Raw genomic sequence first — 13,579 nt, forward strand, 5'->3', positions numbered from 1 at the left:
CGCTGGAGAACACGCAGGGGGAGACCGACTCGCTGGTCTCCACGGTCGCCGCCGGGGTGCTGTCCGGGGGCGGGCGGGGGGCCCACCGGCGCCCCGGCGGGGGGGGGGCGGGCGGGCGGGGGGGCGCGCGCGCCGGCGCGGCCGCCGCCGCGCCCGCGCCCGAGGACGGCACCACCGCCGTCGCCGCGCCGGTCACGGTCGGACCGGTCACGATCGTGGCGCCCACCCGCTGGACCGACGCCTCGACCCTGCAGCTGCCGCTCGGCACGGGCCTGGGCCTGATCGGCTGCGGCCTGGGCCTGATCGGCCTGCGGCTGCGCCGCGGCTGATCGTCGGGCGGACCGGCGGCCGCGCGGCCTGGTGGACAGGTGGACCGGCGGCCGCACGGGGGCGGCGATCTGAGTATCCGTACGGATATCCGGGCGCCGCGGTGGGGCGTACCGTCGTGCCCGGGTGGGGGCGGGGGTGTCCCGGGGACTTCCATCCGGGCAACCCCAGTGAGAGAGAATGTTGTTCATGACGAATCCGATGAACGAGCGCTCCCAGCAGGACGGCCAGAAGGTGCTGATCGTCGGACCGGACGGGCTGCCGGTGGGGCAGGGCTTCGCCGTGCCGTCGGACGACGACGGCGAGCCCCGTGAGCTCCCGGTGACCGAGATGGTGGAGCAGCCCGCCAAGGTCATGCGGATCGGCAGCATGATCAAGCAGCTGCTGGAGGAGGTCCGGGCGGCTCCCCTCGACGAGGCCAGCCGGGCCCGGCTGAAGGACATCCACGCCAGCTCGATCAAGGAGCTGGAGCTCGGCCTGGCCCCCGAACTGGTCGCCGAGCTGGAGCGGTTGTCGCTCCCGTTCACCGAGGACAGCATCCCGACCGAGGCCGAGCTGCGGATCGCCCAGGCGCAGCTGGTGGGCTGGCTGGAGGGGCTGTTCCACGGCATCCAGACCGCGCTGTTCGCCCAGCAGATGGCGGCGCGGGCGCAGTTGGAGAGCATGAGGCGGGCACTGCCGCCCGGCCTGCACGGCGCCGAGCCGGAGGGCGACGAGCCGGGCGAGGGCCGCGGCATCCGCTCGGGCCCCTACCTGTAGGCGGCCCGCCGGGGCGGTGACGGGGCGGCGGCGGTCCTCGGGCGGCCGTTCGCACGCCCCGGATCGCGGCCCGGACACAGTGTCGGCCCTGCACCGAGAGGTGTCCCCGGGAGCCGATACCCTGGGCCCCTGTCGCGGGCCCGACCGAGGCCGCGACGGGGGCCGGGCAGCGCAGCGACCGGGCCCGATCAACGAGGGTACGGACGAGACCGAACGTGCGGTCGCGGTGGCACACCGCGTCGAGGGGGAGCAGGGACCATGAGCGAGCAGGGCAACTCGGCGGTCGAGGGCTACTCCCTGGGCAACGGGAGGTACGTGCTGCAGCGCCTGCTGGGCGAGGGCGGCATGGCCTCGGTCCACCTCGCGTACGACAACGTGCTGGGCCGCCAGGTCGCGCTGAAGACGCTGCACACCGAGCTCGGCCGCGAGGCCTCCTTCAAGGAGCGCTTCCGCCGCGAGGCGCAGGCCGTCGCCCGCCTCGAGCACGAGAACATCGTCCGCGTCTACGACACCGGCGAGGACGTCGCCGCGGACGGCTCCACCACGCCGTACATCGTGATGCAGCTGGTCGACGGCAAGGGCCTGCGCGAGGCGCTCAACGAGGCGGTCGCCGAGCACGGCGCGATGCCGACCGCCGAGGCGCTGCGGGTGACCATCGGCGTGCTCGCCGCGCTGGAGGCCTCGCACGACCAGGGCCTGGTCCACCGCGACATCAAGCCCGGCAACGTCATGTTCGACCGCAAGGGCACCGTCAAGGTCATGGACTTCGGCATCGCCCGTGCCCTGGAGTCCGGGGTCACCTCGATGACCCAGACCGGCATGGTGGTCGGCACCCCGCAGTACCTGTCGCCCGAGCAGGCGCTCGGCAAGCCGGTGGACGCCCGCTCCGACCTCTACACGGTCGGCGTGATGCTCTTCGAACTGCTCACCGGCCGGCTGGTCTTCGACGGGGACTCCGCCTTCTCGATCGCCTACAAGCACGTCCAGGAGGAGGCGGTCCCGCCGTCCACCATCAACCGGTCGGTCGGCCAGGCGATGGACGCGTTCGTGGCCAAGGCGCTGCGCAAGGACCCGGCGCACCGCTTCCAGAGCGCCGCCGAGATGCGCGAGGAGGCCGAGCGGCTGCTCGCGGTGGAGAAGGGCGAGGGCCAGGCCCGCGCCAACACCCCGCTGGTGATCGCCGAGGGCCCGCGGGCCGCGACCGCCGCGCCGCAGGCCCCGCAGACGCCGCAGCCCTTCCCGCAGCAGCAGCCCTTCCAGACCCCGCCGCCGGCGTACCGCACCCCGCCGCCGACCCCGCAGCCCTTCCCGCAGCCGCAGCCGCAGTTCCAGACCCCGCCGCCGGCCTTCCCGACCCCGACGCCGTTCGCGCCGCAGCAGCACACCCCGGTGCCGCAGCCGATGCCGATGCCGATGCCGATGCCGATGCCGCAGCAGTTCAAGCCGGCCCCGGCCCCGGCCAGCGGCAACGGCTGCGGGACCGCGATGGTGATCGTCGGCATCGTCATCGGTGTGATCGTGCTGGTGATCATCATCATCGCGATCGTCGCCACCAAGGCGAACGCGCAGACCACCGACGGCACCGGCCGTGCCGCGGACCGTCCCGCGACCGTGCTGCACCTGGACGCCCCGGCCGACCGGAACGACCTGCTCTGACGGTCCCCGCCCGAACAGGGCGCGTACGGGAACCGGCCGGAGGCGGTAGCGTTCAGGGAATACGAAGCGACAGGGCACCGCGATCCGAGCGAAGGCCCGGGGCGAGGAGCGATGGCACAGACGCATCATCCGGACGACGAGGGCGCCCGGGCGTCCGGTGAGGACGGCGCCGAGACGGCCGCGCTCCCGCCGGTCGGCGGGCCGCAGACCCCGGGCCGCGGGACCGCGGCCCCGCTGGGCACCGTCGGGGACGGCCGCTACCGGATGACCCACCGGCTCGGGCGCGGTGGCATGGCCGAGGTCTTCGCCGCCCAGGACGTCCGGCTGGGCCGCACGGTCGCGGTCAAGCTGCTGCGCGGCGACCTCGCCCAGGACGAGGTCGCCCGGCTGCGCTTCACGCGCGAGGCGCACTCGGTCGCGGCGCTCAACCACCACTCCATCGTCTCGGTCTACGACACGGGCGAGGAGCACGTCGGCGAGGAGTCCACGCCGTACATCGTGATGGAGCTGGTCGAGGGCCGGACCGTCCGCGAACTGCTGGTGGATGAGGAGGCGCCGCCGGTCGACCAGGCGCTGATCATCATCGCCGGGGTGCTGGAGGCGCTCGCCTACAGCCACCGGCACGGCATCGTGCACCGCGACATCAAGCCCGCCAACGTGATCATCACGAGCGGCGGCGCGGTCAAGGTGATGGACTTCGGCATCGCCCGCGCGCTGACCGGCGCGGCCTCCACCATGACCCAGACCGGCATGGTGATGGGCACCCCGCAGTACCTCTCGCCCGAGCAGGCCCTCGGCAAGCCGGTCGACCACCGCTCCGACCTGTACGCGGCCGGCTGCATGCTCTACGAACTGCTGACGCTGCGCCCGCCGTTCACCGGCGACACCCCGCTCTCGGTGGTCTACCAGCACGTCCAGGACCCGCCGGTGCCGCCCTCGCAGGCGAGCCACCGGGTGCCCACCGCGCTCGACCCGCTGGTGCTGCGCTCGCTCGCCAAGAACCCGGACGAGCGCTTCCAGAGCGCCGACGAGTTCCGTGCCCACCTCCAGCACGCGCTGCGCGAGATGCACGGCGCCGCCGGGGCCGGCTGGGCGGCCGGTGCCGCGGCGGCCGGGCTGGCCGCCGCCGGCCAGGGCGGCGACCGCGGCCCGTTGGGCGGGGACACCGGGGACTACCCGGGCGCCGACACCCCGTACGGCGCGGGCTCGGGCGATCCGACGGCGGTGCTGCCGTACGGCGTGCACGGCGGGCAGACCCCGGCGTCGCCGTACCCCGGGGCGGGCGGCCCGTACGGCGGGAACGGCGGCGACGGCGGTTCGGGCGGCGACGGGAACGGCGACGGCCGCGGCCGGCGACGCGGGCCGTGGGCCTGGATCGCCGGTGTGGCGGCGGTGGTGCTGGCCTCCGGCGTCGGCATCGCGCTGGCGCTGAGCGGGAACGGCGACAACCCGTCCGACACACCGACCACGCCCCCCGCGGTGATCAGCACGACCACGGCCGCGCCCACCACGACCGGGCCCTCGCCGGCGACCACCACCACGGCGGCGCCGACCAGCAAGAAGCCGCAGCAGCCGACCGACAACAACATGAGCCCGCAGCCGACGTACACCGGCGGCACCAAGCACACGCCGAGCCCGACCGCGACGGGCAGCGGCACCAAGTCGCCGACGGCCACCGCCAGCGGCTCGGCGACCCCGTCGGCGACGAGCAGCGGCGGCACCAGGCCGCCGACCACGACGGCGAGCCCGCCGCCCACGGGTGGCGCGACCGGCACCCCGGCGACGGGCTGACCGTCCGGGTCAGTTGGCGAAGGCGTCCAGGACCTGCTCGTACTCCTGGCACCACCACGCCAACTGACCCGCGGAGGCGGGGAACAGCGGGTCGGCGCGGTGGTCGCCGCGCTGGTAGCGCCACTGGAGCATCCAGAAGTCGTTGAGCCGCTCCCACCAGACCCGGTGCACGGCCGCCGCGACCTGCCCGGCGTCGGCGGCCCCGGTGGCGCGGTACGCCTGTGAGTAGTGCCGGACCCGGACCAGGTCGAGCACCCCGGTGGCGCGGTCGTTGAACAGCAGGGTGGCGGCCCGGACGGCCTCCTCGGCGCGGGGCTGGGGGCCGAGCTTGTCCCAGTCCAGGACGGCCGAGACCCGGCCGTCGCGGTGCAGCAGGTTCAGCCCGTGGAAGTCGCCGTGCGTCCAGCCGGTGGGCGGGGCGGCCTGCGGGGCGGGGCGCCGGTGGGCGTACTCGGCCAGCAGGTCCAGGCGTTCGGCCAGCCGGCGTTCGGCCAGCGCGTCCAGGTCGCCGTACGGGTGGTGGCCCCGGGCGCGCTCCAGCAGGTCCCGGGCGAGGTCGGCGCTGTCCAGCGGGTCGGCGGTGCCGTACCCGGCGGGCTGGGCGACGGGGGCGCACACCTCGTCGAGCGCGCCGTGCAGCCGGCCGAGCAGCGCGCCCAGGTCGTCGCACTGCGTGAGGTTCAGATCGGTGCCGTGCCGGTGCCCGCCCTCGACCCAGGGGAAGAGCGCGAACAGCCGGCCGCCGCAGGCGGTGACCGTGCGGCCGTCCTCACCGGCCAGCGGAGGAGTGACGGGCAGCCCGCGCAGCCGCAGGCCGGCCATCGCGCGGTGGTGGGCGGTGATCGCCGGACGGTTGGCGGTGGCGGCGTCGACGTAGCACTTCAGGAAGTACGGGCCGGCCTCGGTGGTGACCCGGTAGCCGCGGTTCAGCAGACCCTCGGCGACGGGTTCGGCGGCGAGCAGCCCGCCGACCCGGTAGCGGTGCAGGACCTCGGCGAGCGCGAGGTGCGGGACCGGTGGGCTGAGGGTTCCCATCGGAGGGGCGGAGAGGTCGGGGCGGGCCGGGGCGCAGGCGAGGGTCTGGCTGAAAGTCACAGCCAGACCCTAGGGCCCCCGCACAGGGGTCCTTGACAGGGAGTCAGGTTTGTGCAAGCGGCGGATCAGTGCTGTTGGTCGGCCTGGCGGCGGGCCACGAAGGCGGCCACCTGGGTGCGTCGCTCCATCCCCATCTTGGCGAGCAGACTGGAGACGTAGTTCTTCACCGTCTTCTCGGCCAGGTGCAGCTCGTTGCCGATCTGACGATTGGTCATCCCCTCGCCGATCAGGTCGAGGATCCGGCGCTCCTGCTTGGTGAGCTGGGCGACCCGTTCGTCCTCCTTCTCGCCGCCGTCGCGCAGCCGCTCCAGCACCCGGCTGGTGGCGACCGGGTCGAGCAGCGAGCGGCCGGCGGCGACGTCCCGGACCGCGGTGATCAGATCGGTGCCGCGGATCGCTTTCAGGACATAGCCGGAGGCGCCCGCCATGATCGAGTCGAACAGCGCCTCGTCGTCCGAGAACGAGGTCAGCATCAGGCACCTGATCCCCGGCACCCGGGAGCGGATCTCCCGGCAGACCTCGACCCCGTTGCCGTCCGGCAGCCGGACGTCGAGCACCGCGACGTCGGGGTGGACGGCGGGGATCCTGCTCAGGGCCTCGGCCGCGGTGCCGGCCTCGCCGACCACCTCGATGTCCTCCTCGACCGAGAGCAGGTCGTGGACGCCCCGCCGGACCACCTCGTGATCATCGAGAAGGAATACCCTGATTTGTCCGTTATCAGTCACGTCCAAAGCCTCCCATATCACCCTACAAATAACCCGCCTGCCGCACCCGGGGAGGATCGTTATCCGGCCAGAGCGGGCAAAACCGATACCGGTAACCCCCTTACGCGGGGGCCTCCGCCCGGATAACGTGCGCTGGTGTCCTGAAGGCGACCGAGATTGAGAGCTGCGCCACACCCGCGGTTGTCGAAGCTCAACAACTAGGACGTCCTAGCTCAAGCGCGCCTGGAGCCGCCGCTGGGTAACGTTCTCGTGAGGGCGCCGTCGGAAAAGGATCACCACCTGCCCCGCAGCCGGTGCGCACACCCACGCGCGCCCCGCGAGGCGGTGACCGGACCGGTCACCGGCGACCCCGGGCGGCCGGACAGACCGAGGAGTGAACGTGACCGTCAAAAGCACGGCGAGGGCCCGCAAGAAGGCAGCCCCCGGCGTCCCTGACACCCTCCGCGCCACGGGTACGGACGCCCAGCCGGAGCTCGTGCAGCTGCTCACCCCGGAAGGAGAGCGGGTCGAGCACCCGGACTACCCGCTCACCGTGGAGCCGGACGAGCTTCGTGCCCTCTACCGTGACCTGGTGCTCGTGCGCCGGTTCGACGCCGAGGCCACGTCCCTGCAGCGCCAGGGCGAGCTGGGCCTGTGGGCCTCGCTGCTGGGCCAGGAGGCGGCGCAGGTCGGCTCCGGCCGCGCCATGCGCACCGGCGACTACGCCTTCCCCACCTACCGTGAGCACGGCGTCGCGTGGTGCCGGGACGTGGACCCGCTGAACCTGCTCGGCATGTTCCGCGGCGTGAACCACGGCGGCTGGGACCCCAACGAGAAGAACTTCCACCTGTACACCATCGTGATCGGCGCGCAGACCCTGCACGCCACGGGTTACGCGATGGGCATCAGCAAGGACGGCGCCGACGACGCGGTCATCGCGTACTTCGGCGACGGCGCCTCCAGCCAGGGCGACGTGAACGAGGCCTTCACCTTCGCCTCGGTCTACAACGCCCCGGTGGTGTTCTTCTGCCAGAACAACCAGTGGGCGATCTCCGAGCCCACCACCACCCAGACCAAGATCCCGCTGTACCGCCGCGCCTCCGGCTTCGGCTTCCCCGGCGTCCGGGTCGACGGCAACGACGTGCTGGCCTGCCTGGCCGTGACCCGCTGGGCCCTGGACCACGCCCGCAGCGGCAACGGCCCGGTGCTGGTCGAGGCGTTCACCTACCGGATGGGCGCGCACACCACCTCCGACGACCCGACCCGTTACCGGCTCGCCGAGGAGACCGAGGCCTGGAAGGCCAAGGACCCGATCTCCCGCCTCAAGGCCCACCTGGAGAAGCAGGGCCTGGCCGACGAGGAGTTCTTCGCCTCCGTCGAGGCCGAGAGCGAGCAGCTCGGGCTGCGGGTGCGCGAGGGCGTGCGCAGCATGCCGGACCCCGACCCGACGCTGATCTTCGACCACGTGTACGCCGAGCCGCACGCGCTGGTGGATGAGGAACGGGCCGAGTACATCGCGTACGCGGCCTCCTTCGAGGCGGGGGAGTCCCACTGATGGCCGGTCAGCTCAGCATCGCGAAGGCGCTCAACTCGGCGCTGCGCAAGTCGCTGGAGAACGACCCGAAGACCGTCCTGATGGGCGAGGACATCGGCAAGCTCGGCGGCGTCTTCCGGATCACCGACGGCCTGCAGAAGGACTTCGGCGAGGGCCGGGTCATCGACAGCCCGCTCGCGGAGTCCGGCATCGTCGGCACCGCGATCGGCCTGGCGCTGCGCGGCTACCGCCCGGTGGTGGAGATCCAGTTCGACGGCTTCGTCTACCCGGCCTTCGACCAGATCGTCTCCCAGCTGGCCAAGATGCACGCCCGCGCGCTCGGCCACGTCAAGATGCCGGTCACCGTCCGCATCCCGTACGCGGGCGGCATCGGCGCCGTCGAGCACCACAGCGAGTCGCACGAGGCGTACTTCGCGCACACCGCCGGCCTGCGGGTGGTCAGCCCCTCCAACGCCAACGACGCGCACTGGATGCTGCGCCAGGCCATCGAGTCGGACGACCCGGTGATCTTCCTGGAGCCCAAGCGCCGCTACTGGGACAAGGGCGAGGTCGCCGACGCGCCCGACCTGTCGCTGCACTCCGCGCGGGTGGTCCGCCCCGGCACCGACGCCACGCTGATCGCGTACGGGCCGATGGTCAAGGTCTGTCTGGAGGCGGCCGCGGCCGCCGAGGAGGACGGCCGCCGCCTGGAGGTCGTCGACCTGCGCTCGCTCTCCCCGGTGGACTTCGCCACCCTGGAGGAGTCGGTCAAGCGCACCGGCCGCGGCATCGTGGTGCACGAGGCCCCGGTGTTCCTGGGCATGGGCGCCGAGCTGGCCGCCCGGCTCACCGAGCGCTGCTTCTACCACCTGGAGGCGCCGATCCTGCGGGTCGGCGGCTACTACGCGCCGTACCCGCCGTCCCGCGTGGAGGAAGCCTTCCTGCCGGACCTGGACCGTGTGCTCGACGCCGTCGACCGCGCGCTCGCCTACTGAACCGAGGAGCGAAGATGACCACCGAAGTTCGCTCGCTCCGCGAGTTCAAGATGCCCGACGTGGGCGAGGGCCTCACCGAGGCCGAGATCCTCAGCTGGTACGTCAAGCCGGGCGACACCGTCACCGACGGCCAGGTCGTCTGCGAGGTCGAGACCGCCAAGGCGGCCGTGGAGCTGCCGATCCCGTTCAACGGGGTCGTCGAGCAGCTCTTCTTCCCCGAGGGCGCGACCGTCGACGTCGGCACCGTGATCATCTCGGTCGCGGTCGCCGGGGCGGCTCCGGCCGCTCCCGTCGCCGCCCCGGCGCCGGCTCCGGCCAAGGCCGCTCCGGCGGCCGAGCCCGCCGAGCCGGAGCGCCGCGAGGTGCTGGTCGGCTACGGTCCGCGCACCGGGGTCACCCAGCGCCGGGCGCGCCGGACGACCACCACCACGGTCGTCGCCCCGGCACCCGCCGCCCCGGCACCGGTCGCGGCCCCCGCGCCGGCGCCCGTGGTGGCCCCGGCGCCCGTCGCGGCCCCGGTCGTGGCCGAGGGCGAGCGCCCGCTGGCCAAGCCGCCGGTGCGCAAGCTCGCCAAGGACCTCGGGGTGGACCTGCGGGCCGTCACCCCGACCGGCCCGGACGGCGTGATCACCCGCGAGGACGTCCACGCGTACGCCACCGCGGCGGCCGCTCCGGCGCCCGTCCCGGCCGAGGCGCCGGCCGCCGAGCCGGTGGCCGTCCCGGCGCCGGTCGCGGGCACGGGCGACGTCCGGGTGCCGATCAAGGGCGTCCGCAAGGCGACCGCGCAGGCGATGGTGGCCTCGGCCTTCACCGCCCCGCACGTCACCGAGTTCGTCCAGGTCGACGTGACCCGGACGATGAAGTTCGTCCGCCGGCTCAAGGAGAGCGGCGAGCTGGGCCGGGACGTCCGGGTCAGCCCGCTGCTGCTGGTCGCCAAGGCGCTGCTCACCGCGATCAAGCGGCACCCCGAGATCAACGCCCAGTGGGACGAGGCGTCCCAGGAGATCGTGATCAAGGGCCAGGTGAACCTCGGCATCGCCGCGGCCACCCCGCGCGGCCTGATCGTGCCCAACATCAAGGACGCCGGCGCCAAGACCCTCTCGGGCCTGGCGGCGTCGCTGGGCGAGCTGATCGACACCGCCCGCCAGGGCAAGACCTCGCCGAACGACATGCAGGGCGGCACGGTCACCATCACCAACGTCGGCGTCTTCGGCGTCGACACCGGCACCCCGATCCTCAACCCGGGCGAGGCCGCCATCCTCGCCTTCGGTGCGGTCCGGGACCTGCCGTGGGTGCACAAGGGCAAGGTCGTCCCGCGCCAGGTCACCACGCTGGCCCTCTCCTTCGACCACCGCCTGGTCGACGGGGAGCTGGGCTCCAAGGTGCTCGCCGACGTGGCGGCGCTGCTGGAGCGCCCCAAGCGGCTGATCACCTGGGGCTGACCCGTACGGTCCACGAGGGCCCGCCCCGCCGGTCGCGCACCGGCGGGGCGGGCCCTCGCCGTGTCCGGACCCTCCGCACGGTGACGCTGTGTAGGCGTACGGTACGTGAACGGTGAACAACGCTGTTCCCGGCGGGCGGGCCGGGCGTTCACCGCTCGTTGCCGGTGCGTCCACCCCCGCTCCCTAGCCTTCCGGGACGCGTACCGCCGACCGACCGGACGGCGGGCCCTCACGTCTCCAGTGGAGTCAGCGTGGAACGACGTACCTTCCTGCGCGGCGCCGTCGTCGGCGCCTCGGCCGCGGCCTTCGGCGGCACCCTCATGCACGGGGCCGCCTACGCGGCCCCGGCCCAGAACGGCCCCAGCCCCTACGGTTCCCTGCTCGCCGCCGACGCCAACGGCATCCAGCTCCCCAGCGGCTTCACCAGCCGGGTCGTCGCCCGCTCCGGCCAGGTGGTGTCCGGCACCTCGTACACCTGGCACAGCGCCCCCGACGGCGGTGCCTGCTTCGCCGACGGGACGGGCTGGATCTACGTCTCGAACTCGGAGATCAACCCCGGCGGCGGTGCGAGCGCCGTGCGGTTCAACTCCTCCGGCAACGTCACCGGCGCCTACCGGATCCTCTCCAACACCCGGCAGAACTGCGCGGGCGGCAAGACCCCGTGGAACACCTGGCTGTCCTGCGAGGAGGTCAGCCTCGGCTACGTCTACGAGACCGACCCGTACGGCGTGAACGCGGCCGTCCGCCGCGACGCGATGGGGAAGTTCAAGCACGAGGCGGCCGCCGCCGACCCCGTCCGGCAGGTCGTCTACCTGACCGAGGACGAGACCAACGGCTGCTTCTACCGGTTCATCCCGAACACCTGGGGCAACCTGTCCGCCGGCACCCTGCAGGTCCTGAAGGCCGGCACCGCCACCTCCGGCACCTTCACCTGGGGTACCGTGCCCGACCCCGACGGCTCCCCGACCGTCACCCGCGACCAGGTCTCCGGCGCCAAGCGCTTCAACGGCGGCGAGGGCTGCCACTACGCCAACGACACGGTGTGGTTCACCACCAAGGGCGACAACCGCGTCTGGCAGGTCAACCTCGCCTCCGGCACCTACGAGCTGGCCTACGACGACTCGCTGGTCAGCCCCGGCACCGCGCCGCTGACCGGCGTCGACAACGTCACCGGCTCCACCTTCGGCGACCTGTACGTCGCCGAGGACGGCGGCAACATGGAGATCTGCATCATCACCCCGGACGACATCGTCGCACCGTTCCTGCGGATCACCGGCCAGTCCGGCTCCGAGATCACCGGCCCGGCCTTCTCCCCGTCCGGCACCCGCCTCTACTTCTCCAGCCAGCGCGGCACCACCGGCTCCTCCAGCGGCGGCATCACCTACGAGGTCACCGGCCCGTTCCGGACCTGACCGCTCCCCGGCTCCCCCGACGCGGCACGGCGAGGCCGTTCCTCCCCCTCGGTGCGAGGAGGAACGGCCTCGCCGTGCTTTCCGCGGCCGGTCCGGGCGGGCCACCGGGGGAACGGGATATTCCCGGGCCCCGGGGAGGCGGGCTCCGGGATACTGCCGGGATGGCAGAGGAGCTGATGACCCGCTCGGCGGACGATCGCACCGGTGCGGGGGAGGGCCGGCGCGGGCTGCGGGCGGACGTGTCGGGGCCCGCGCTGCTGGCGGGGCTGGTGTGCGTGGCGGTGTCGTTCACGGGGCCGCTGGTGGTGGTGCTCGCGGCGGCCGCCGCCGGGCGGCTGGACCAGGCGCACACGGCCTCCTGGATCTGGGCGGTCTCGGTCGGCAGCGGGCTGACCTGCCTGGCGCTGAGCTGGCGGACCCGGACCCCGGTGATCACCGCGTGGTCCACCCCGGGGGCGGCGCTGCTGGTGACCAGCCTGGGCGCGTACCCGTACCGGGAGGCGGTGGGCGCCTTCCTGGTGAGCGCGGTGGTGGTGACGCTGTTCGGGGTGAGCGGGCTGTTCGGGCGCCTGATCGCGCGGGTGCCGGTCGGGGTGGTGAACGCGATGCTGGCCGGGATCCTGTTCTCCTTCGGCGCCGGCATCTTCGCGGCGGTGGAGCACGCGCCGGTGCTGGTGCTGGGGGCCTTCGCGGCCTTCCTGGCGGCCAAGCGGCTGGTGCCGCGCTACGCCGTCCCGGTCGCGCTGCTGGTCGGGCTGGCCCTGGCGGCCGCCACCGCGGGGCTGTCCTTCCACCCGGGCCCGGGCGGGCCGACCCGGCCGCTGCTGACCGTGCCCGCCTTCTCCTGGGCGGCCCTGGTGGGCCTGGCGCTGCCGCTCACGATCGTGGCGCTGGCCTCGCAGAACGCGCCGGGCCTCGGGGTGATGCGGGCGTTCGGCTACCGGGCCGACGACCGGCTGCTGATCGGGGCGACCGGCGGGATCTCGGTGCTGCTGGCGCCGTTCGGGTCGCCGGGGATCAACCTGGCCGCGATCACCGCGGCCATCTGCGCCGGCCCGGAGAGCCACCCGGATCCGCGCCGCCGGTACGTCGCGGGGATGTCGGCCGGGGTGCTGTACCTGCTGGTCGGCAGTTTCGGCGGGCTGCTCGTGGCGTTGTTCACCGGACTGCCGAAGGAGCTGATCGCGGTGATCGCCGGGGTCGCCCTGCTGGCCTCCCTCCAGGGCAGCCTGGCCGCCGCGGTGGCCGACGGGCCGGGCCGGGACGCGGCGGTGGTGACCTTCCTGGCGACCGCGTCGGGGATGAGCCCGTTCGGCATCGGCTCGGCGTTCTGGGGCCTGCTGCTGGGGCTGGCCACCCACGCCGTGCTGCACGTGCGGCGCGGGTCCTGAGGTTACGGGCGGCCACCTGATCGGTCTTGGGCGTCCACCTGATCGGACTCATCGGTATGACTTGGATGATCAGGGAGGTTCGGCCAGGTCGGTGACTTTTTCGCAGGCCGGTAGGTGCGCCGCGCCGGCCCGGGTACGTCTTCGCGTCCACCGCCCGGGTGCCGCCGGGTGACCGGATCCCCGAGGACGCACCCGCATGACGCCTGGCAACCCTGGCCGTCTCCTCCGGATTCTGGCCGCGCTCGTCCTGATGGCCGCGGCCGTGCTCCCGGCCGCCCTGGAACTGGCCGGCCCCGCCCCGTTCGGGGTGATCGGGGCGGGCGCCCCCGCCGACCGCGCGGTGCCGCCGCACTCGGTGCGGCCGGCGGACCACCGCGCCGCGATGCACCGGCAGCAGAAACTGGTCGCCGAACTGCTGCACCAGATCACCAGCGGCGACGTCCTGCTCAACCCGGTCCGGCTCGCCCGGGTCA

Annotated in this window: 11 protein-coding genes and 1 pseudogene; 10 read left to right on the forward strand and 2 right to left on the reverse strand. The window is 73.6% G+C overall.

Features of this window, described 5'->3' with window-relative positions; translation table 11 throughout:
* The 4 genes and pseudogenes from ACWEQL_RS35200 to ACWEQL_RS35215 form a co-directional block, all read left to right on the forward strand.
* Nucleotides 1-329: pseudogene (locus ACWEQL_RS35200) on the forward strand (hypothetical protein); the annotation flags it as partial.
* A 187-nt stretch (nt 330-516) separates the two neighbouring features.
* Nucleotides 517-1,086 carry a bacterial proteasome activator family protein gene (locus tag ACWEQL_RS35205; protein WP_452154458.1) on the forward strand — a complete coding sequence of 190 codons (570 nt, stop codon included), beginning with the start codon at nt 517-519 and terminating at the stop codon, nt 1,084-1,086.
* Between the two features lie 258 nt (nt 1,087-1,344).
* Complete coding sequence (locus tag ACWEQL_RS35210; RefSeq protein ID WP_452154459.1) at nt 1,345-2,742, forward strand: protein kinase domain-containing protein; 1,398 nt, start codon at nt 1,345-1,347, stop codon at nt 2,740-2,742.
* A 111-nt stretch (nt 2,743-2,853) separates the two neighbouring features.
* The gene (locus ACWEQL_RS35215; RefSeq protein WP_452154460.1) at nt 2,854-4,533 is read left to right on the forward strand and encodes a protein kinase domain-containing protein; all 1,680 of its coding nucleotides are present in this window, start codon (nt 2,854-2,856) and stop codon (nt 4,531-4,533) included.
* 9 nt (nt 4,534-4,542) lie between these two features.
* Here the strand turns inward: ACWEQL_RS35215 and ACWEQL_RS35220 are convergent, their stop codons facing one another.
* Entirely contained in the window at nt 4,543-5,628 is a 1,086-nt protein-coding gene (locus tag ACWEQL_RS35220) for a phosphotransferase (protein WP_452154461.1), read from the reverse strand.
* A 65-nt stretch (nt 5,629-5,693) separates the two neighbouring features.
* Nucleotides 5,694-6,353 carry a response regulator gene (locus ACWEQL_RS35225; RefSeq protein WP_452154462.1) on the reverse strand — a complete coding sequence of 220 codons (660 nt, stop codon included), beginning with the start codon at nt 6,351-6,353 and terminating at the stop codon, nt 5,694-5,696.
* A gap of 379 nt (nt 6,354-6,732) precedes the next feature.
* Between ACWEQL_RS35225 and pdhA the strand changes: the two genes are divergently transcribed.
* The 6 genes from pdhA to ACWEQL_RS35255 form a co-directional block, all read left to right on the forward strand.
* Nucleotides 6,733-7,887 carry a pyruvate dehydrogenase (acetyl-transferring) E1 component subunit alpha gene (gene pdhA / locus ACWEQL_RS35230; protein WP_452154463.1) on the forward strand — a complete coding sequence of 385 codons (1,155 nt, stop codon included), beginning with the start codon at nt 6,733-6,735 and terminating at the stop codon, nt 7,885-7,887.
* On the forward strand, nt 7,887-8,861 hold the full coding sequence (locus ACWEQL_RS35235; protein ID WP_452154464.1) for an alpha-ketoacid dehydrogenase subunit beta: 975 nt from the start codon (nt 7,887-7,889) through the stop codon (nt 8,859-8,861). The genes pdhA and ACWEQL_RS35235 overlap by 1 nt, the downstream gene beginning before the upstream one ends.
* A gap of 14 nt (nt 8,862-8,875) precedes the next feature.
* The gene (locus ACWEQL_RS35240; protein WP_452154465.1) at nt 8,876-10,303 is read left to right on the forward strand and encodes a dihydrolipoamide acetyltransferase family protein; all 1,428 of its coding nucleotides are present in this window, start codon (nt 8,876-8,878) and stop codon (nt 10,301-10,303) included.
* Between the two features lie 251 nt (nt 10,304-10,554).
* Nucleotides 10,555-11,715, forward strand: a complete 1,161-nt coding sequence (locus ACWEQL_RS35245; protein ID WP_452154466.1) for an alkaline phosphatase PhoX — start codon at nt 10,555-10,557, stop codon at nt 11,713-11,715.
* A 161-nt stretch (nt 11,716-11,876) separates the two neighbouring features.
* Nucleotides 11,877-13,106, forward strand: coding sequence for a benzoate/H(+) symporter BenE family transporter (locus ACWEQL_RS35250; RefSeq protein ID WP_452154467.1), 1,230 nt, complete (start codon nt 11,877-11,879; stop codon nt 13,104-13,106).
* Between the two features lie 196 nt (nt 13,107-13,302).
* Nucleotides 13,303-13,579: hypothetical protein (locus ACWEQL_RS35255; protein WP_452154468.1), on the forward strand; the 277-nt coding region annotated here is incomplete at its 3' end.

It is taken from the genome of Kitasatospora sp. NPDC004240 (assembly GCF_053603215.1).